17 protein-coding genes are annotated in these 16,982 nt (G+C 59.8%); 10 read left to right on the forward strand and 7 right to left on the reverse strand.

Going from position 1 to position 16,982, the window contains the following annotated elements:
• Positions 1-21: 21 nt before the first annotated feature.
• The 9 genes from OQ460_RS02710 to OQ460_RS02750 all read left to right on the forward strand — a co-directional run bounded on the left by OQ460_RS02710 (position 22) and on the right by OQ460_RS02750 (position 10,981).
• Positions 22-1,512 carry an aldehyde dehydrogenase family protein gene (locus OQ460_RS02710; RefSeq protein ID WP_410020375.1) on the forward strand — a complete coding sequence of 497 codons (1,491 nt, stop codon included), beginning with the start codon at positions 22-24 and terminating at the stop codon, positions 1,510-1,512.
• 96 nt (positions 1,513-1,608) lie between these two features.
• On the forward strand, positions 1,609-2,892 hold the full coding sequence (locus tag OQ460_RS02715; RefSeq protein WP_410020376.1) for an NAD(P)/FAD-dependent oxidoreductase: 1,284 nt from the start codon (positions 1,609-1,611) through the stop codon (positions 2,890-2,892).
• Between the two features lie 375 nt (positions 2,893-3,267).
• On the forward strand, positions 3,268-4,404 hold the full coding sequence (locus OQ460_RS02720) for a branched-chain amino acid ABC transporter substrate-binding protein (protein ID WP_410020377.1): 1,137 nt from the start codon (positions 3,268-3,270) through the stop codon (positions 4,402-4,404).
• A gap of 202 nt (positions 4,405-4,606) precedes the next feature.
• The gene (locus OQ460_RS02725; protein ID WP_057437447.1) at positions 4,607-5,521 is read left to right on the forward strand and encodes an ABC transporter permease subunit; all 915 of its coding nucleotides are present in this window, start codon (positions 4,607-4,609) and stop codon (positions 5,519-5,521) included.
• A gap of 2 nt (positions 5,522-5,523) precedes the next feature.
• The gene (gene livM, locus OQ460_RS02730) at positions 5,524-6,801 is read left to right on the forward strand and encodes a high-affinity branched-chain amino acid ABC transporter permease LivM (protein WP_410020378.1); all 1,278 of its coding nucleotides are present in this window, start codon (positions 5,524-5,526) and stop codon (positions 6,799-6,801) included.
• On the forward strand, positions 6,798-7,673 hold the full coding sequence (locus OQ460_RS02735) for an ABC transporter ATP-binding protein (RefSeq protein ID WP_410020379.1): 876 nt from the start codon (positions 6,798-6,800) through the stop codon (positions 7,671-7,673). Before livM ends, OQ460_RS02735 begins: the two co-directional genes overlap by 4 nt.
• Positions 7,670-8,386 carry an ABC transporter ATP-binding protein gene (locus OQ460_RS02740; protein ID WP_410020380.1) on the forward strand — a complete coding sequence of 239 codons (717 nt, stop codon included), beginning with the start codon at positions 7,670-7,672 and terminating at the stop codon, positions 8,384-8,386. Before OQ460_RS02735 ends, OQ460_RS02740 begins: the two co-directional genes overlap by 4 nt.
• Positions 8,387-9,175: 789 nt before the next feature.
• On the forward strand, positions 9,176-9,940 hold the full coding sequence (locus OQ460_RS02745; RefSeq protein ID WP_410020381.1) for an SDR family oxidoreductase: 765 nt from the start codon (positions 9,176-9,178) through the stop codon (positions 9,938-9,940).
• A gap of 135 nt (positions 9,941-10,075) precedes the next feature.
• Positions 10,076-10,981: a cation diffusion facilitator family transporter gene (locus tag OQ460_RS02750; protein ID WP_410020382.1), complete on the forward strand. Its 906-nt coding sequence runs from the start codon at positions 10,076-10,078 to the stop codon at positions 10,979-10,981.
• A 33-nt stretch (positions 10,982-11,014) separates the two neighbouring features.
• Here OQ460_RS02750 and OQ460_RS02755 read toward each other — a convergent pair whose 3' ends face one another.
• From OQ460_RS02755 to ureE, 5 genes are all read right to left on the reverse strand, one after another.
• The gene (locus OQ460_RS02755; RefSeq protein ID WP_410020383.1) at positions 11,015-12,136 is read right to left on the reverse strand and encodes an AGE family epimerase/isomerase; all 1,122 of its coding nucleotides are present in this window, start codon (positions 12,134-12,136) and stop codon (positions 11,015-11,017) included.
• Positions 12,137-12,273: 137 nt separating this feature from the next.
• Positions 12,274-12,846, reverse strand: a complete 573-nt coding sequence (locus OQ460_RS02760; protein ID WP_410020384.1) for a HupE/UreJ family protein — start codon at positions 12,844-12,846, stop codon at positions 12,274-12,276.
• A 22-nt stretch (positions 12,847-12,868) separates the two neighbouring features.
• Positions 12,869-13,483 (reverse strand): urease accessory protein UreG, encoded by a 615-nt coding sequence (gene ureG, locus OQ460_RS02765; RefSeq protein ID WP_410020385.1) that lies wholly within the window; start codon positions 13,481-13,483, stop codon positions 12,869-12,871.
• A gap of 9 nt (positions 13,484-13,492) precedes the next feature.
• Entirely contained in the window at positions 13,493-14,167 is a 675-nt protein-coding gene (locus tag OQ460_RS02770; RefSeq protein WP_410020386.1) for an urease accessory protein UreF, read from the reverse strand.
• Entirely contained in the window at positions 14,164-14,664 is a 501-nt protein-coding gene (ureE, locus tag OQ460_RS02775) for an urease accessory protein UreE (RefSeq protein WP_410020387.1), read from the reverse strand. Before ureE ends, OQ460_RS02770 begins: the two co-directional genes overlap by 4 nt.
• A gap of 339 nt (positions 14,665-15,003) precedes the next feature.
• Between ureE and OQ460_RS02780 the strand changes: the two genes are divergently transcribed.
• The gene (locus tag OQ460_RS02780) at positions 15,004-15,522 is read left to right on the forward strand and encodes a C40 family peptidase (protein WP_410020388.1); all 519 of its coding nucleotides are present in this window, start codon (positions 15,004-15,006) and stop codon (positions 15,520-15,522) included.
• A 4-nt stretch (positions 15,523-15,526) separates the two neighbouring features.
• Here the strand turns inward: OQ460_RS02780 and OQ460_RS02785 are convergent, their stop codons facing one another.
• Positions 15,527-16,159 (reverse strand): TetR family transcriptional regulator, encoded by a 633-nt coding sequence (locus OQ460_RS02785; RefSeq protein ID WP_410020389.1) that lies wholly within the window; start codon positions 16,157-16,159, stop codon positions 15,527-15,529.
• Between the two features lie 152 nt (positions 16,160-16,311).
• Complete coding sequence (locus OQ460_RS02790; protein WP_410020390.1) at positions 16,312-16,731, reverse strand: hypothetical protein; 420 nt, start codon at positions 16,729-16,731, stop codon at positions 16,312-16,314.
• Between the last annotated feature and the right edge of the window lie 251 nt (positions 16,732-16,982).

The following is a 16,982-nucleotide window of genomic DNA, read 5'->3' on the forward strand; positions in this document are numbered from 1 at the left end:
TGCAGATTGAAGGAGTGACCCATGGTTGCCGCATTGCTTGAGCGTCTTGGCGTAGAACCGGCGCTGTATCAGTCGGGTAAACAACCCGTGCATTCGCCCATCGATGGCAGCCGGATTGCCAGTGTGCACTGGGAAGGTGCCGCCGAGGTAGAGCAGCAGGTCAGTCGCGCCGAGCATGCATTCGAGGCCTGGCGCAAGGTGCCGGCACCTCGTCGCGGCGAGCTGGTGCGTCAGTTCGGTGACCTGTTGCGTGAGTACAAGGCGGACCTGGGCGAACTGGTTTCCTGGGAAGCCGGCAAGATCACCCAGGAAGGCCTGGGTGAAGTCCAGGAAATGATCGACATCTGCGACTTCGCCGTAGGCCTGTCGCGCCAGCTGTACGGTTTGACCATCGCTTCCGAACGGCCGGGCCATCACATGCGTGAAACCTGGCACCCGCTGGGCGTGGTCGGTGTCATCAGTGCGTTCAACTTCCCGGTGGCCGTGTGGGCGTGGAACACCGCGCTGGCGCTGGTGTGTGGCAATTCGGTCATCTGGAAGCCCTCCGAAAAGACCCCGCTGACCGCCCTGGCCTGCCAGGCGCTGTTCGAGCGGGCGTTGAAAAGCTTCAGTGATGCGCCGCAGTACTTGAGCCAAGTGATCATCGGCGGTCGCGATGCCGGCGCCGCCCTGGTGGATGACCCGCGTGTGGCGCTGATCAGCGCCACCGGCAGCACCCGCATGGGGCGCGAAGTGGCGCCAAAAGTCGCCGCGCGTTTTGCCCGCAGCATTCTTGAGCTGGGTGGCAACAACGCGATGATCCTGGGGCCAAGCGCCGACCTGGACATGGCCGTGCGTGCCATTCTGTTCAGTGCCGTCGGAACTGCCGGCCAGCGCTGCACTACCTTGCGCCGCCTGATCGCCCACGAGTCAGTCAAGGAAGAGATCGTCGCCCGTCTCAAGGCTGCATATTCGAAGGTGCGTATCGGTCATCCGCTGGAAGGCAACCTGGTCGGCCCGCTGATCGACAAACACAGCTTCGACAATATGCAGGACGCGCTGGAGCAAGCCTTGAGCGAAGGCGGCAAGGTGTTTGGCGGCACGCGTCAGTTGCAGGACAAATACCCCGGTGCCTACTACGTATCACCGGCGATTGTGGAACTGCCGGAGCAGAGCGATGTGATGCGCAGCGAAACCTTCGCGCCGATCCTGTATGTGATCGGCTACCGCGATTTTGCCGAAGCCCTGCGCCTGAACAACGAGGTGCCCCAGGGCCTGTCGTCCTGCATCTTTACCACCGACGTACGTGAAGCCGAGCAGTTCATGTCGGCAGTGGGCAGTGATTGCGGGATCGCCAACGTCAACATCGGCCCGAGCGGTGCCGAAATCGGCGGCGCGTTTGGAGGCGAGAAAGAAACCGGTGGCGGCCGTGAGTCAGGGTCTGATGCATGGCGCGGCTATATGCGCCGGCAGACCAATACAGTGAACTATTCGCTGGAGCTGCCGCTGGCGCAGGGTATTACTTTCGACTGAATACCTGGCCAAAAATGTGGGAGCGAGCAAGCCCGCACACAGTTAGTTGTATTTGCACTGGAATGGTTGTTTGTTAGGTCTCATCGGAGTCTGGCAATGGCACTGCACGAAGCGTGTTTGTGGGAACAACTGACCCCTGGCCGGCCGGATCACGCCGCGCTCAGGGGCGAGATCAAGGCGGATGTGTGCGTGATCGGCGCCGGTATCACCGGTTTGTCGGCGGCCATTCATTTGCTGGAGCAGGGTAAAAGCGTCGCCGTGCTGGAGGCCCATCGCACCGGCCACGGCGGTTCGGGGCGCAACGTCGGGTTGGTGAATGCCGGCATGTGGATCCCGCCGGATGAAATCGAGGCCGGTTTCGGCGAAGCGGTAGGCAGTCAGCTTAACCGGATGCTTGGCGCGGCGCCCTCGCTGGTGTTCAGCCTGATCGACAAATATCGCATTGATTGCCAACTGCGTCGCGAGGGCACTTTGCACATGGCGCACAACGCCCGTGGCGAAGCCGATCTGCGCAGCCGTGAAGAACAATGGAAGCGCCGTGGCGCACCAGTCGAGCTGTTGACCGGTTCAGCCTGCGAGCAGGCCACCGGCACTAAAAAGATCGCCGCCGCCCTGCTGGATCGGCGCGCCGGTACACTCAACCCGATGGCCTATACCAGTGGCCTGGCGAGTGCCGCGGTGGGTCTTGGCGGGCAGTTGTTCGACCATTGCCCGGTCACGCAGTTGGAGCGCCAGGGTTCGCACTGGTCTGTGCAAACGGCCCAGGGTGCAGTGCGTGCCGAACAAGTGGTGATTGCCTCCAATGCCTACACCGAAGGCGAGTGGACAACGCTGCGGCGCAACTTTTTCCCCGGTTATTACTATCAGGTGGCCTCGGCGCCGCTCGCCGATGATGCCGCGCTACAGATTCTGCCGGGCGGGCAGGGCTCATGGGATACGCGCCAGGTACTCAGCAGTATCCGCCGCGATGCCGATGGCCGCCTGCTGCTCGGCAGCCTGGGCAACGGCAACCAGAAACCGGCCTGGTTCCTCAAGGCCTGGGCCGACCGGGTGCAGCAGCATTATTTTCCGTATTTGAAACCCGTGGACTGGGAATGCACCTGGACGGGCTGTATTGCGTTCACTCCCGACCATTTGATGCGGCTGTTCGAACCCGCGCCCGGCCTGGTGGCCGTCACCGGCTATAACGGGCGCGGTGTGACCACCGGTAGCGTGGTGGGTAAAGCCTTTGCCGATTACCTGTGTCACCAGGACCTCCAGGCTTTGCCGATTCCGTTTACGCCGATGCAACCATTAGCGGGCGCGGGCATTCGCAGTTGTTTGTACGAGGCGGGTTTTTCGTTGTATCACGCGGGCCAATGCCTGCGAATTGTCATCTGATCAGCGAAATAGCTGCAGGAATCGTGCATTTTCTTAGCAGGCTACTCATCTGTATTGGTGCGAGTCGTAGCAACGACGCACTGTAAATGTGCAATTCCGTTACGCGCGTTGTTACATAAATCGGAGTCGTTGGTTGATGGCCGCCTGACATCAGTTAATCGGACGGGTGCTACTTTTTTCATCTTGAGGTTGCGCCTTTATGGGGTAGACGGTTGCACCTCCTGCGAAAAGGCGGCGAAACACCTGTAATAACAATGACACCGTGTCTTTTTAAATAATAAAAACGCAATGGCACGCGCCTTGCTCTGAGCTTCTACGTGAAAGTTTGAAGTGATATTGCAGTGCCCATAATCAAAAAACTCGGAGCACCACCTCATGTCCCAGACGTTTTACAAGAAAGGTTTTCTGGCCCTCGCAGTGGCAGCTGCATTGGGTGTTTCTACGTTTGTTCAAGCTGATGTGAAGATTGGCGTAGCGGGGCCGATGACCGGCGCCAACGCGGCATTCGGTGAGCAGTACATGAAAGGTGCCCAGGCGGCGGCGGATGTGATCAACAAGGCCGGCGGGATCAACGGCGAACAGATCAAGCTGGTGGCCGGCGACGATGCGTGCGAGCCCAAGCAGGCCGTGGCTGTGGCCAACCGCCTGGCTGACCAGGACAAAGTGATCGGCGTGGTCGGGCACTTCTGCTCCTCCAACACCATCCCGGCGTCCGAGGTGTATGACGAGGCCGGCATTATCGCGATCACCCCGGGCTCCACCAACCCGCAAGTCACCGAGCGCGGCCTGAGCGCCATGTTCCGTATGTGCGGGCGTGACGACCAGCAGGGCATTGTTGCCGGCGACTACATCGTCGACGTGCTCAAGGGCAAGAAAGTCGCAGTCATCAACGATAAGGACACCTACGGCAAAGGCCTGGCCGACGCCACCGCGGCGCAGTTGACCAAGCGCGGCGTCAAGCCGGTGCTGGAAGAAGGCCTGACCCGTGGCGAAAAAGACTTCAGCGCCCTGGTCACCAAGATCCGCGCCCAGGGCGCCGATGTTGTGTACTTCGGCGGCCTGCACCCGGAAGCCGGTCCCCTGGTTCGCCAGATTCGTGAAGCGGGCTTGAAGGACGTCAAGTTCATGTCCGACGACGGTGTGGTCACCGACGAACTTGTGGCCACTGCTGGCGGCCCGCAGTACGTGGACGGCGTGTACATGACCTTCGGCGCCGATCCGCGCCTGTTGCCAGACAGCAAGGCGGTAGTGGAGGAGTTCCGCAAGAACGGCACCGAGCCGGAAGGCTACACCCTGTACGCCTACGCCTCGATCCAGGCCCTGGCCGCGGGCTTCAATGGGGCTAAATCCAACAAGGGTGAAGACGCTGCCAAATGGCTGAAAGCCAACCCGGTGAAAACCGTGATGGGTGAGAAGGCCTGGGACACCAAGGGTGACCTGAAAGTCTCCGACTACGTGGTTTACCAGTGGGACAAGGACGGCAAATACCATCAGTTGGAAAAACAGAAATAAGGCTGAGCGCCACAGCCCCAATGTGGGAGCGGGCTTGCCCGCGATGGCGGTACATCAGTCAACGCATGTATTGGCTGACACACTGCCATCGCGAGCGAGCCCGCTCCCACAGGGGATGGTGTTGTGATTGATATCTGTTTTTTCCTCCCAGAAGAGCCGTGCGCCGTCAGGCGTGCAGGCTCTCACCGCGTGAGATTGCGTTATGGATGGTATTTTCCTGCAGCAACTGGTCAACGGGCTGACCCTCGGGTCGGTCTATGGCCTGATCGCCATCGGCTACACAATGGTCTATGGCATCATTGGCATGATCAACTTCGCCCACGGCGAGGTTTATATGATTTCCGCTTACCTCGCGGCGATCAGTCTGGCACTGCTGGCTTATTTCGGCCTCGAATCCTTCCCGCTGCTCATTCTCGGCACCCTGGTATTCACCGTGGTCGTCACTGGCGTCTACGGTTGGGTCATTGAACGTGTCGCCTACAAACCGCTGCGCAACTCCACCCGGCTGGCACCGCTGATCAGTGCCATCGGCATCTCGCTGATCCTGCAGAACTACGCGCAGATTGCCCAGGGGGCCAAGCAACAGGGTATCCCGACGCTGCTGGCCGGCGCCTGGCGCGTCGACATCGGCACCGGGTTCGTGCAGTTGACCTACACCAAGGTGTTTATCCTGGTCGCAGCCTTTGCCGGTATGGCGCTGCTGACCTACATCATCAAGTACACCAAGCTGGGCCGCATGTGCCGTGCTACCCAGCAAGACCGCAAGATGGCCTCGATCCTGGGGATCAATACCGACCGGGTGATCTCCTACGTGTTTGTCATCGGTGCGGCCATGGCGGCCCTGGCCGGAGTGCTGATCACCCTGAACTACGGCACGTTCGACTTCTATGCCGGTTTCATCATCGGCATCAAGGCCTTTACTGCTGCGGTACTCGGCGGCATTGGTTCCCTGCCTGGGGCGATGCTGGGCGGGATCATCCTGGGGATTTCCGAGTCGCTGTTCTCGGGGCTGATCAACTCTGACTACAAAGACGTGTTCAGTTTCTCCCTGCTGGTGGTGATTCTGATTTTCCGTCCCCAGGGCCTGCTTGGTCGTCCTCTCGTGGCGAAGGTGTAAACATGTCTGCTGCCAAACCTATCGAAATCAAGAAAAGTGTGGTCGATGCGGTCCTTGCCGGGCTGATCTCGTTGATCGTGTTCGGCCCGATTGTCGGCGTGGTGCTCGATGGCTACAGCTTCAACCTGGAGCCGGCCCGCGTAGGCTTGCTGGTGGCCATTGTGATGGCCGGGCGCTTCGCCATGAGCCTGTTCCTGCAAACCCCCAAGGGCCTGCGGATTCTCCAGGGTTTTGAAAGCTCCGGTTCCGGTGTGCATGTGCGTGAGCCGGACTACAAATCGCGGTTGCGCTGGATCATTCCGGCGTTGATCGTGATCGCCATCGTGTTCCCGTTCTTTGCCAACAAATACCTGCTGACCGTGGTGATCCTTGGCCTGATCTATGTGTTGCTGGGCCTGGGCCTGAACATCGTGGTGGGCCTGGCCGGGTTGCTCGACCTGGGTTACGTGGCGTTTTATGCCATCGGCGCCTACGGCCTGGCGTTGGGTTATCAATACCTGGGGCTGGGGTTCTGGACGGTGTTGCCGCTGGCGGCCATCGCGGCTGCGTTGGCTGGATGCATACTCGGGTTTCCGGTGTTGCGAATGCACGGTGACTACCTGGCGATCGTGACCCTGGGCTTCGGTGAAATCATCCGCCTGGTGCTCAATAACTGGCTGTCGTTTACCGGTGGTCCGAACGGCATGCCGGTTCCATCGCCAACGTTCCTTGGCCTTGAGTTTGGCCGGCGAGCCAGGGAAGGCGGGGTGCCGTTCCATGAGTTTTTCGGGATTGCCTACAACCCCAATGTGAAGTTCCTGTTTATCTATATCGTGCTGTTTTTGGTGGTGTTGCTGGTGCTGTACATCAAGCATCGCCTGACCCGCATGCCGGTAGGCCGCGCGTGGGAAGCCTTGCGCGAAGATGAAATCGCCTGCCGTTCGATGGGCCTCAATCACGTGCTGGTCAAACTCTCGGCATTTACCATCGGTGCTTCCACCGCGGGCCTGGCCGGGGTGTTCTTCGCCAGCTACCAAGGGTTCGTCAACCCATCGTCGTTCACCTTCTTCGAGTCGGCGTTGATCCTCGCCATCGTGGTATTGGGTGGCATGGGGTCGACCGTCGGCGTGGTGATCGCGGCGTTCGTCTTGACCGTGGCGCCGGAACTGCTGCGCAGCTTCTCCGAGTACCGAGTGTTGCTGTTTGGTGTGTTGATGGTGGTCATGATGATCTGGCGCCCTCGCGGGTTGATTCGAATCAGCCGTAGCGGTGTGACACCACGCAAGGGGGTAGCGCCATGAGCAAGGAAGTTGTCCTGAACGTGGAACATCTGATGATGCACTTCGGTGGCATCAAGGCCTTGAGCGATGTGAGCCTCAAGGTCGAACGCAACTCGATCTTCGCCCTGATCGGCCCCAATGGCGCAGGCAAGACCACGGTGTTCAACTGCCTGACCGGCTTCTACAAGGCCAGTGGCGGCAAGATCGAGCTCAATGTACGCGGCAAGCAGACCAACGTGATCCAATTGCTCGGCGAGCGCTTCGAGGCCACCGACTTCGTGTCGCCAAAAAGCTTTTTCAGCCGGGTGTTCTACAAGATGTTTGGCGGCACCCATCTGGTGAACCGTGCCGGCCTGGCGCGCACGTTCCAGAACATTCGCCTGTTCAAGGAAATGTCGGTGGTGGAGAACCTGCTAGTGGCCCAGCATATGTGGGTCAACCGCAACATGCTGGCGGGCATCCTCAATACCAAGGGTTACCGCAAGGCTGAAAGTGACGCCCTCGACCACGCCTTCTATTGGTTGGAAGTGGTGGACCTGGTGGACTGTGCCAACCGCCTGGCCGGCGAGTTGTCCTATGGCCAGCAGCGGCGCCTGGAAATTGCCCGCGCCATGTGTACCCGGCCGCAGATCATCTGCCTCGACGAACCGGCCGCGGGCCTCAACCCCCAGGAAACCGAAGCTCTCAGCGCGATGATTCGCCTGCTGCGTGATGAGCACGACCTGACAGTGGTCCTGATCGAACATGACATGGGGATGGTGATGAGTATTTCCGACCACATCGTGGTGCTCGACCACGGCAACGTCATCGCCGAGGGCGGCCCGGAAGCCATTCGCAACGATCCGAAAGTGATCGCGGCGTACCTGGGTGCTGATGAAGAGGAACTGGTATGAGTACGCCTATCCTCCAAGTCATGGATCTGGACGTGTTCTATGGCCCGATCCAGGCCTTGAAAAAGGTCTCGCTGCACATCGACGAAGGCGAGACGGTCAGCCTGATCGGCTCCAACGGTGCGGGCAAATCCACATTGCTGATGTCGATCTTCGGCCAACCACGTGCCGAGTCCGGGCAGATCATCTATAACGGCGTCGACATCACCCACAAGTCATCCCACTACATCGCCTCCAACGGCATCGCCCAATCCCCCGAAGGGCGGCGAGTGTTCCCCGACATGACCGTCGAGGAAAACCTGCTGATGGGCACCATCCCCATTGGCGACAAGCACGCGAGCGAAGATATGCAGCGCATGTTCGAGCTCTTTCCCAGGCTCAAGGAGCGGCGTAACCAGCGGGCCATGACCATGTCCGGCGGTGAGCAGCAAATGCTCGCTATCGCTCGTGCGCTGATGAGCCGGCCCAAGTTGTTGCTGCTGGACGAACCCAGCCTGGGACTGGCGCCGATTGTGGTGAAACAGATCTTTGCCACGTTGCGCGAACTGGCCGCCACCGGGATGACCATCTTTCTGGTGGAACAGAATGCCAACCATGCGTTGCGCCTGTCTGACCGGGCGTATGTGATGGTCAACGGGGAGATTCGCCTGACCGGCAGCGGCAAGGAGCTGCTGGTGAACGAGGAAGTGCGCAACGCTTATCTCGGCGGGCACTGAAAACCAATCCCAAGCTGCACGCTGGAGCCATGTGGGAGCGAGCTTGCTCGCGATAGCGGTGCGTCAGTCGACATCTTAATTGACTGATCCACCGCTATCGCGGGCAAGCCCGCTCCCACATTATTTGTGGTGTCTACACCTACCTCGGCAAATTGTGGAAAACAAATTCACACACCTGCCAAAGCGCGACATATAGCCGCCGCAAATCCCTGTTTTGTCACACAAATGACTTGTCCCCATCGGCTGTGGAACCGGCTGTGGGTAACGTGGGAGTATCTGGCTGCAGCCCAATGAATACGGGGGTTGCAGTCGGGTGGCTATTATTTGATCAAGGCTTTTTTCGTGACCTGTGCGAGGGTTTGTCAACCTGTTCATAGACACAGGTATATGAACGATCCATGACCTCATGGCCTGTGGATAAGTCTGTGGTTAAACTCTGGAAAGACCCTCGCAGAGGCCGGATTTGCTGGTCTGGAGCCATGCTTCTCGACTCGTCCGCTTGTGTGACCCTACATATGGCCCGACCAAGGTCAAGCAAAAAACTTTTTGAATAGTCCTGAAAGCCTTGTACACCGCGGCCTGGCGGTTTTTTACTTGCCCCCAGAGACTGTGGGTGCAGCTGTGGATAACCTGCGCGCACATGGCTACAAGCCACGGTTCATAAGGCTTTACGTGGATAGGTTAAAAAGTGATCAGGCGGGCGTGGAGTGGTGTGCGTAGCGGTTGCCGCGACGGCGGTGTAAGGGCATTCTGCTGGCTGATTTTTCCGATGCCTGCAAGGAGAACACCATGTCCGACACGCTGTTTATTACTGGAGCAACCTCAGGTTTCGGCGAAGCCTGTGCCCGTCGTTTTGCCGAAGCCGGCTGGAAGCTGGTGCTCACCGGTCGGCGGGCCGAGCGCTTGAATGCCCTGGTCGAAGAGCTTTCCAGGCAGACCGAAGTGCATGGCCTGGTGGTGGATGTGCGTGATCGCAAAGGCATGGAAGATGCCATTGCCAGCCTGCCACCCTCATTCAGCAAGTTGCGCGGGCTGATCAACAATGCGGGCCTGGCGGTGGGCACCGATCCGGCGCCCAAGTGCAACCTCGACGATTGGGAAACCATGGTCGACACCAACATCAAGGGGCTGCTCACCACCACCAGCCTGCTGTTGCCGCGCCTGATCGCTCATGGCCGTGGTGCCGGGATCATCAACCTGGGCTCTATCGCCGGCAACTATCCGTACCCGGGCAGCCACGTTTATGGCGGTTCCAAGGCCTTCGTCAAACAGTTCTCGCTGAACCTGCGTTGCGACCTGCAAGGTACAGGCGTGCGCGTGACGAACATCGAGCCGGGGCTGTGTGAGAGCGAATTCTCGCTGGTGCGCTTCGGCGGTGACCAGGCGCGTTACGACGCCACTTACGCGGGCGCCGAACCGATCCAGCCGCAGGACATCGCTGACACGATTCTCTGGGTGATGAACACACCGGCGCACGTGAACATCAACCGCCTGGAACTGATGCCGGTGAGCCAGACGTGGGCGGGTTTTGCGATTGAGCGTGGGGCCAAGTAAGGCTTAAGGACCCGTCGCCGCCATCGGGGGCTTGCTCCCGATGGCGGCAAATCGGCCAAAAGGCGGCATAAGGTACACTCCACCCCTGAAAACCCCGCCGCGCTTTGCGGTTTCAAGGTTTTGACAGGAGGATATGTGAGTAACCGAGGTGAGCAGTCGCTGCTCAAACAATCGACCATCCTGATGTTCGCGGTCGCGATCGCCGGGATTGTCACGGGTGTGGTGTCTGGCGCCCAATCCATTTTGTTCGATGGTTTTTTCTCGCTGATCGCAACCTTTATCAAAGTGTTGATGCTGATCACGGCCAAGCTGATTGCCAAGAAAAGCAACGAGCGTTTCCAGTTCGGTTACTGGCACCTGGAGCCGATGGTGTTGTTGATCGAGGGCAGTTTCCTGCTGTTGATTGCGATCTATGCGTTTCTCAACGGTGTGTTCGGCATCATCAATGGCGGCCGCGAGATTGAACTGGGCCTGGTGATTATCTACGCGGCGGTATTTACCGTCGTCGAGTTCGCCTATTTCTTCTATGTGCGCTACCGCAACCGTACGCTCAAGTCATCGCTGATCCAGTTCGACAACATCAGTTGGCTGGTGGATGCGATGCTCTCGGTTGGCTTGCTGATCAGCTTTCTGGCTGCGCTGCTGCTCAAGTCCCAGGGCTATGGCGAGTGGGCGGTGTATGTCGATCCGTTGATCCTGATCTTGCTGGCCCTGAGCATGCTGGCGCCGGCGTTCAAGATCCTGCGTCCGGCCTTGCGTGATGTGTTGGGGATTGCCCCGGATCAGTTGGCTGAAAAGGTCCGCGAAGTGATGGACGCTGCCCAGGCCAAACATGGCTTCGACGATTACGTGTCCTATGTGCAGAAGCATGGACGGGCGCGGTTTATCGAGATTCATGTGGTATTGCCCGCCGATTACCCGGTGGATAACGTTGCGCGTCTCGACGGGCTGCGCGAAGAGATATCCACAGGGCTGGGCAAGGCGGATGCCGCGCGGTGGCTGACCATCAGCTTTACCGGGGATCGCAAGTGGATTGCGTGAAGGCAGTTGGGCCGAGGTGAGGCTATCGCGAGGTCAGCCGAAACAATCGAGCAAACCCCGATAGCACGTCGCCAGGTGATACGGCGTGGTCGAAGGCATGTCCCAGCGGCTGACCTGGCCGCTGGCGTCCAGGCACTCGTTCCAGCCTTTGGCATGCAGGAATCGTTGTTGCAGCACCAGCAATTGGCGTTGCAGCACCGCTTCACTGTCCGGTCGCAAGGTCAGCGCCCGCAAGTATTCGGCCTGGGCCCAGATCCGCTGGGTGCCGTCACGCACGGTGCCGTCCAGCGCCAACATACCGTTGACCGCGCCGCTGGCATTATCCACACCCATTTGCTCTGCATAGGCAAATGCGCGGCTCAATGAGGCATGCAGCGGCGTACCGCGCAGCACTGGCGACGATTCCAGCAAAAAGAACCATTCGAATTGATGCCCAGGTTCAAACCAGTTATCCACAGCGCCCACGGGTTTCTCCATCATCACGCCATGCTGGCGGTCGATGAAGCGTTGCTGCATGGCCGTCGCCAGTGTTAGCAACGCCTGTTGCACGGCGGTGTCTTCGCGCACCGCCAGGGTGGCAAGGAAACCTTCGGCCAGGTGCATCAACGGGTTTTGCAGCGGGCCTGACTTGAGGGATGACCAGTCGCGCTCCAGCACCGCTTCATACAAACCGTCATCTGTGGCAAAACGCTTGGCGACCACCTCCAGGGCGGCATTCAACACTGATTCCACCAGCGGCTCGCGGACCTTGGCCCAGTAATGGGCGCAGGCGAAGATGATGAAGGCGTGGGTATAGAGGTCTTTGCGTTTATCCAGCGGCTTGCCGTGAGGGTCGATGCTGTAGAACCAGCCACCGTGCTCGGCATCGTGGAAATGCTGTTGCAGCGAGCGAAACAGCGCGGCCGCGCGTGCTTCGGCGAAGGCCTGGCCGGGCTTGCCGATCAGGCTGGCAAACAGGTACAGCTGCCGGGCGCAGGCCATGGCGCGGTAACGTTGCGGCGCCAGTGGCTGGTGATTGGCGTCCAGTGCTTCATAGGGTAACGCCAACTCGGCATTCCAACCCGGACCTTGCCAGAGCGGCACGATCAGGTCGTTGAAGTGCGTGAGCACAGCGTTCAATTGAGGCTTCTTGGCAGAGCTTGGAGCGATGGGCATCGGCTGGCGTCGTCACGGCAGGTGTTTGCCGCGCATGGTAGCAGATGAGGGGCAGCCACAAGTTGCAAGCTGCAAGCGACAAGCAAGACCGGTTGTGCTCCAACTTGCGGCTTGCGGCTTGCGGCTTGCCGCTGCTCTTAGCTTGCAAGCAACCATGCTCCGGTGGCCGCCGAGGCCGCGCCGGCGATACGCACCAATGGCGCCGCAGCAGCCGGCAGGAAACGCACCACGGCATAACCTGCCGCATGCAAGGCTGCGGTGGCGCCGACAAAGCCTAAGGCATACGTCCAGGGGCTGGACATGTGCGGCAGCTCAAGACCATGTGCCACACCGTGGAACAGGGCAAACAGTGCGGTTGCGGCCACCGCAACGGCCACCGGTGGACGAATCGCCAACGCCACTGCCAGGCCCAGGGCCAGCACCGACGCAGCAATCCCGCTTTCCAGCGCTGGCAATGCCAGACCGTCAAAGCCCAACAGGCCTCCGACCAGCATGGTGCCGACAAATGTGCAGGGCAGGGCCCAGCGTGCGGCGCCGTGTTGCTGGGCAGCCCACAGGCCGACGGCAAGCATCGCCAGCAAGTGGTCGAGACCGCCGAGCGGATGACCGATACCGGCCATCAGGCCGTTGTCGCCATGGCCCGGATGGGCAAGGGCGATGGCGGGGGTGAGTAGCAAGGCGAGGGCGGCAAACAGTTTGTTGAGGCTCATGGACAAGCTCCTTGATGGTTGATCAGGCTGCGCTCAGCAGGCCTTGGCGTTCGATGAAGGCGACGATGTCATCCAGGCCGACACCGGTTTTCTGGTTGCTGAAGACAAAAGGCTTGCCGCCGCGCATGCGTTGGGTGTCGCTGTTCATCAGTTCCAGCGAGGCACCAACCAGCGGCGCGAGGTCGATCTTGTTGATCACCAGCAAGTCGGATTTGCAGATCCCCGGCCCACCTTTGCGCGGCAGCTTGTCGCCGGCCGACACATCGATCACATAAATGGTCAGGTCCGACAGCTCTGGGCTGAAGGTGGCGGAAAGATTGTCGCCACCGGACTCCACCAGAATCAGATCCAGGCCGGGAAAGCGCCGGTTCAACTGATCGACTGCCTCAAGGTTGATGGACGCGTCCTCGCGAATCGCCGTGTGCGGGCAGCCGCCGGTTTCCACGCCGATGATCCGCTCGGGCGCGAGGGCCTGGTTGCGCACCAGAAAGTCGGCGTCTTCGCGGGTATAGATGTCGTTGGTGACCACTGCCAGGTTGTAGCGATCACGCAGGGCCAGGCACAAGGCCAGGGTCAGGGCGGTCTTGCCGGAGCCCACCGGGCCGCCGATGCCGACGCGCAAGGGTTGTGTATTCATGCGGTTCTCCTAGGAACGAAAAAGACGGCTGTATTGGCGCTCATGGGCCATGCTGGCCAGGGACAGGCCGAACGCGGCGCTGCCATAGTGATGAGGCACGCATTGGCCCGCGTGCTGTTGGGCTTGTTGCAGCAACGGCAGCAACTCACTGGTCAGGCGCTGGGCGGCTTGTTGGCCCAGGGGCAGGGTTTTCATCAGCACCGCCAACTGGTTTTCCAGCCAGCTCCAGAGCCAGGCGGCCAGCGCATCGTCGGGGCTGATATTCCAGGCGCGGGCGGCGAGGGCCCAGCCCAGGGCCAGGTGGGGCTCGCTTACCTGTTGGAGAAAGCTGCGGGCCGGCGCATCCAGTTCCGGCAAGCCGTTGAGCAGTTGGTGCAGGGAATAGCCCATTTGCCGGCTCTCCTGAAACAGCTCGCGAGTCTCGCGGCTGGCGCGGTGTTCGTCGCAAAGTTGGCACAGTCGCGGCCAATCCTGATCGGCAGCGGCCTGGCAATGGGCGAGCAAGAGCGGCGCTTCGAAGCGCGCCAGATTGAGCAGCAGTTGATCACTGATCCAGCGGTGTGCGCTGGCCGGGTCATGCACGCGGGCATGTTCCACGGCCAGCTCCAGGCCCTGGGAATAGCTGTAGCCGCCAATCGGCAATTGTGGACTGGCCAGGCGCAACAGCGCCCAGGCCGGGTTCACAGGCGTACGCCGAACTGGTGCAGCTTGGGCGGGTAGTTGAAGTCTTCGTCGCCATGGCGCGAGTGATGATGACCGCCACCATAGGCACCGTGCTCTGGCTGGAAAGGGGCCTCGATGGTTTCGGTGTGGGCTCCCAGTTGCTCCAGCATGGCCTTGAGCACGTAGTCATCGAGCAGGCGCAGCCAGCCGTCGCCTACTTGCAGGGCGACATGCCGGTTGCCCAGGTGATAGGCGGCGCGGGTCAGTTCGAAGGCATTGCTGCAAGTGACGTGCAGCAGTTGTTCAGGGCGAGCACAGACGCGTACGACACGTCCGTCTTCAGCCTGCAGGAATTCACCATCGTGCAGCGGTGGCTGGCCGCGCTCCAGAAACAGGCCGACGTCTTCACCGGCGGCACTGAAACAGCGCAGGCGGCTTTTGCTGCGGGCCTCGAAGTTCAACAGCAGTTGCGCATCCCAGAGGGTTTGAGGGGCGATTCGGCGGTGGATCACCAGCATCAGAGAGCTTCCAGCTATAAACGATAAACAAGCTAGAGCAAGGGGCTTGCCAATCCTGCATGACGTAGGAAAAACCCGTAGGCACTCGCGCTATGTCACTAAGTGGGGCGTGCCTTGGCGGGGTGCGTGAGTCAAGTTGGTGCGCTTGGCGGGGAGGCGGCACCCGAATGGGGCGATTTCGCCAAATGCCGCCAAGGACTTGTGGGAAATGTATGGCGGTATTTTGCTTGTTTGTTATTCGAGGATTTTCCCTACATGTATTCAAGATTTGGCGTTCATCTCGTTACATGCCGTTTCTTTAGGATTTCGCTCCGTATTTAACCTCTTGCGATATCCATCATGTTTAAGTCATTTTTTTGTTTATTTGTTGTCAGTCTGTCGGTGACCACCTCATCCACCTGGGCCAACGTCAGCCAGCGCCACTCTTCACTGGCACCGTTCAGTTCGTCGCTGCAGTCGGTTCCCCAGCCCACCATCGACAATGTTATCGACCGTGCCCACGAGTTGCTCGGCACTCCGTATCGCTGGGGCGGGGCGTCGGTCGAGCAGGGTTTTGATTGCAGCGGTTTGCTGGTGTATCTGTTCAAGACCGAAGCCAATATCCTGATACCGCGTACCACCGCGGCGATGCACCGCTCAACCGCCGCGACGGTCAAGCGTGATGCGCTGAAACCGGGCGATGCGGTGTTCTTCAGGGGTAACGGGCGTGGCCGGATCAATCACGTGGGCCTGTATATCGGCGAAGGCAAATTCATTCACTCGCCGCGGGCGGGCAAGAACATTCGCATCGACTCCCTGGCCAACAATTACTGGAAGAAAAACTTCACCACGGCCAAGCGCTTTCACGCGGTGCGTTGAGTGGCTACTCGGTGCTGCCCAGGCCTTGCCAATGCTTGAGGCCAATAAAGATAAACCGCAGTTGCTGGGTGATCTTGGCCTGGGGCGTGAGATGAGCCGGCAATGCCTCGGCGGGCGGATCGATGATGTCGGGCAGGGTGGCGAATACGCTCTTGACGATCAGGTCAGCCATGACATGCAAGCCATTGGCGTCCAGATGCTGAAGCTTGGGCATCAAGGTCAGGTCGGCAGCAAGGTCCGCGGTGATGCCTTCACGCAAGGCGCCGATGGCTTGACGTACTGCCAGGCAACCACCGTATTGCTCGCGGGCCAGGAACAGGAATTGCGAACGGTTGGCAGCCACTACATCAAGGAAGATCCGCACTGAGGCATCAATGATGCCGCCCATCACGAACTCATTGTGGCGCACCAGGCGAATAGTGGCGCGGAAGGTCTGGCCAACTTCACTGACCAGCACCAGGCCCAGTTGATCCATATCGGCAAAGTGCCGATAGAACCCAGTCGGTACAATGCCCGCGGTCTTGGCCACTTCGCGCAGGCTCAGGCTGCCGAACCCCCTACCACACTCCATCAGATGGCGGGCTGCATCCATCAAGGCGAGGCGGGTCTGTTGTTTCTGTTCGGCGCGGGGCAGCATTGGCGGGTGGGCTTTGTGGACAAGGACAGCGACGCACTCTAGCAAATCAGCTTTGCTGGCGTCGAACTTGTAGCGGGGCAAAGGTGTTGCGGATCACACAAAGTCAAAGCCCGATCTCTGGGGATCGGGCTTTTTTCCAGGCCGGCACAGGCTTAGCTCGCTGCTTGATGCATTTCATTCAGACGGTCGGAGCCACCTTCGGCTACGGCGTTGCGTTCCAGCAGACGGTCAGCACCGCCTTCAACCAGGCCTTTCTGCTCCAGGCGATCACGGCCACCTTCGGCTACGGCGTTGCGTTCGAGCAGACGATCAGCACCGCCTTCAACCAAGCCTTTCTGTTCCAGGCGATCACGACCACCTTCGGCTAAGGCGTTGCGTTCGAGCAGGCGATCAGCACCGCCTTCAACCAGGCCTTTCTGTTCCAGGCGATCGCGACCACCTTCGGCGACGGTCTGGCTGGTGTGCGTGGCGTCAGACTTGATTTGCGGAGTGGCCTGATCAGAAGCCGGCAGGGCAAATGCGCTAGTGGCCAGGACCGAGAGTGCAACACTGAGAAGGAATTGGCGTTTCATGATGTTTGCTCCTTGGGAGGGCGATAAAGTGGGTACAGTGCTAATGCTACTCTCGATAACTCGATATAAAAGTTCATAAACACAATGGTAATAATCAACAGAATTGATTGTTCACCCTGAAGGCTCTAGCACGAGCCTCTCAAGCCCGCGCTTTTGCACTGGTGTGGGTATTTTCGTCACAGTCGTGGGTAACAACGGTGCGCCATTGATGGGCGAAGTGGTCCGATCGGTCAGGAAATCGGCTTTTTCCG

This window comes from Pseudomonas imrae (assembly GCF_046352735.2).
Classification (GTDB): domain Bacteria; phylum Pseudomonadota; class Gammaproteobacteria; order Pseudomonadales; family Pseudomonadaceae; genus Aquipseudomonas; species Aquipseudomonas imrae.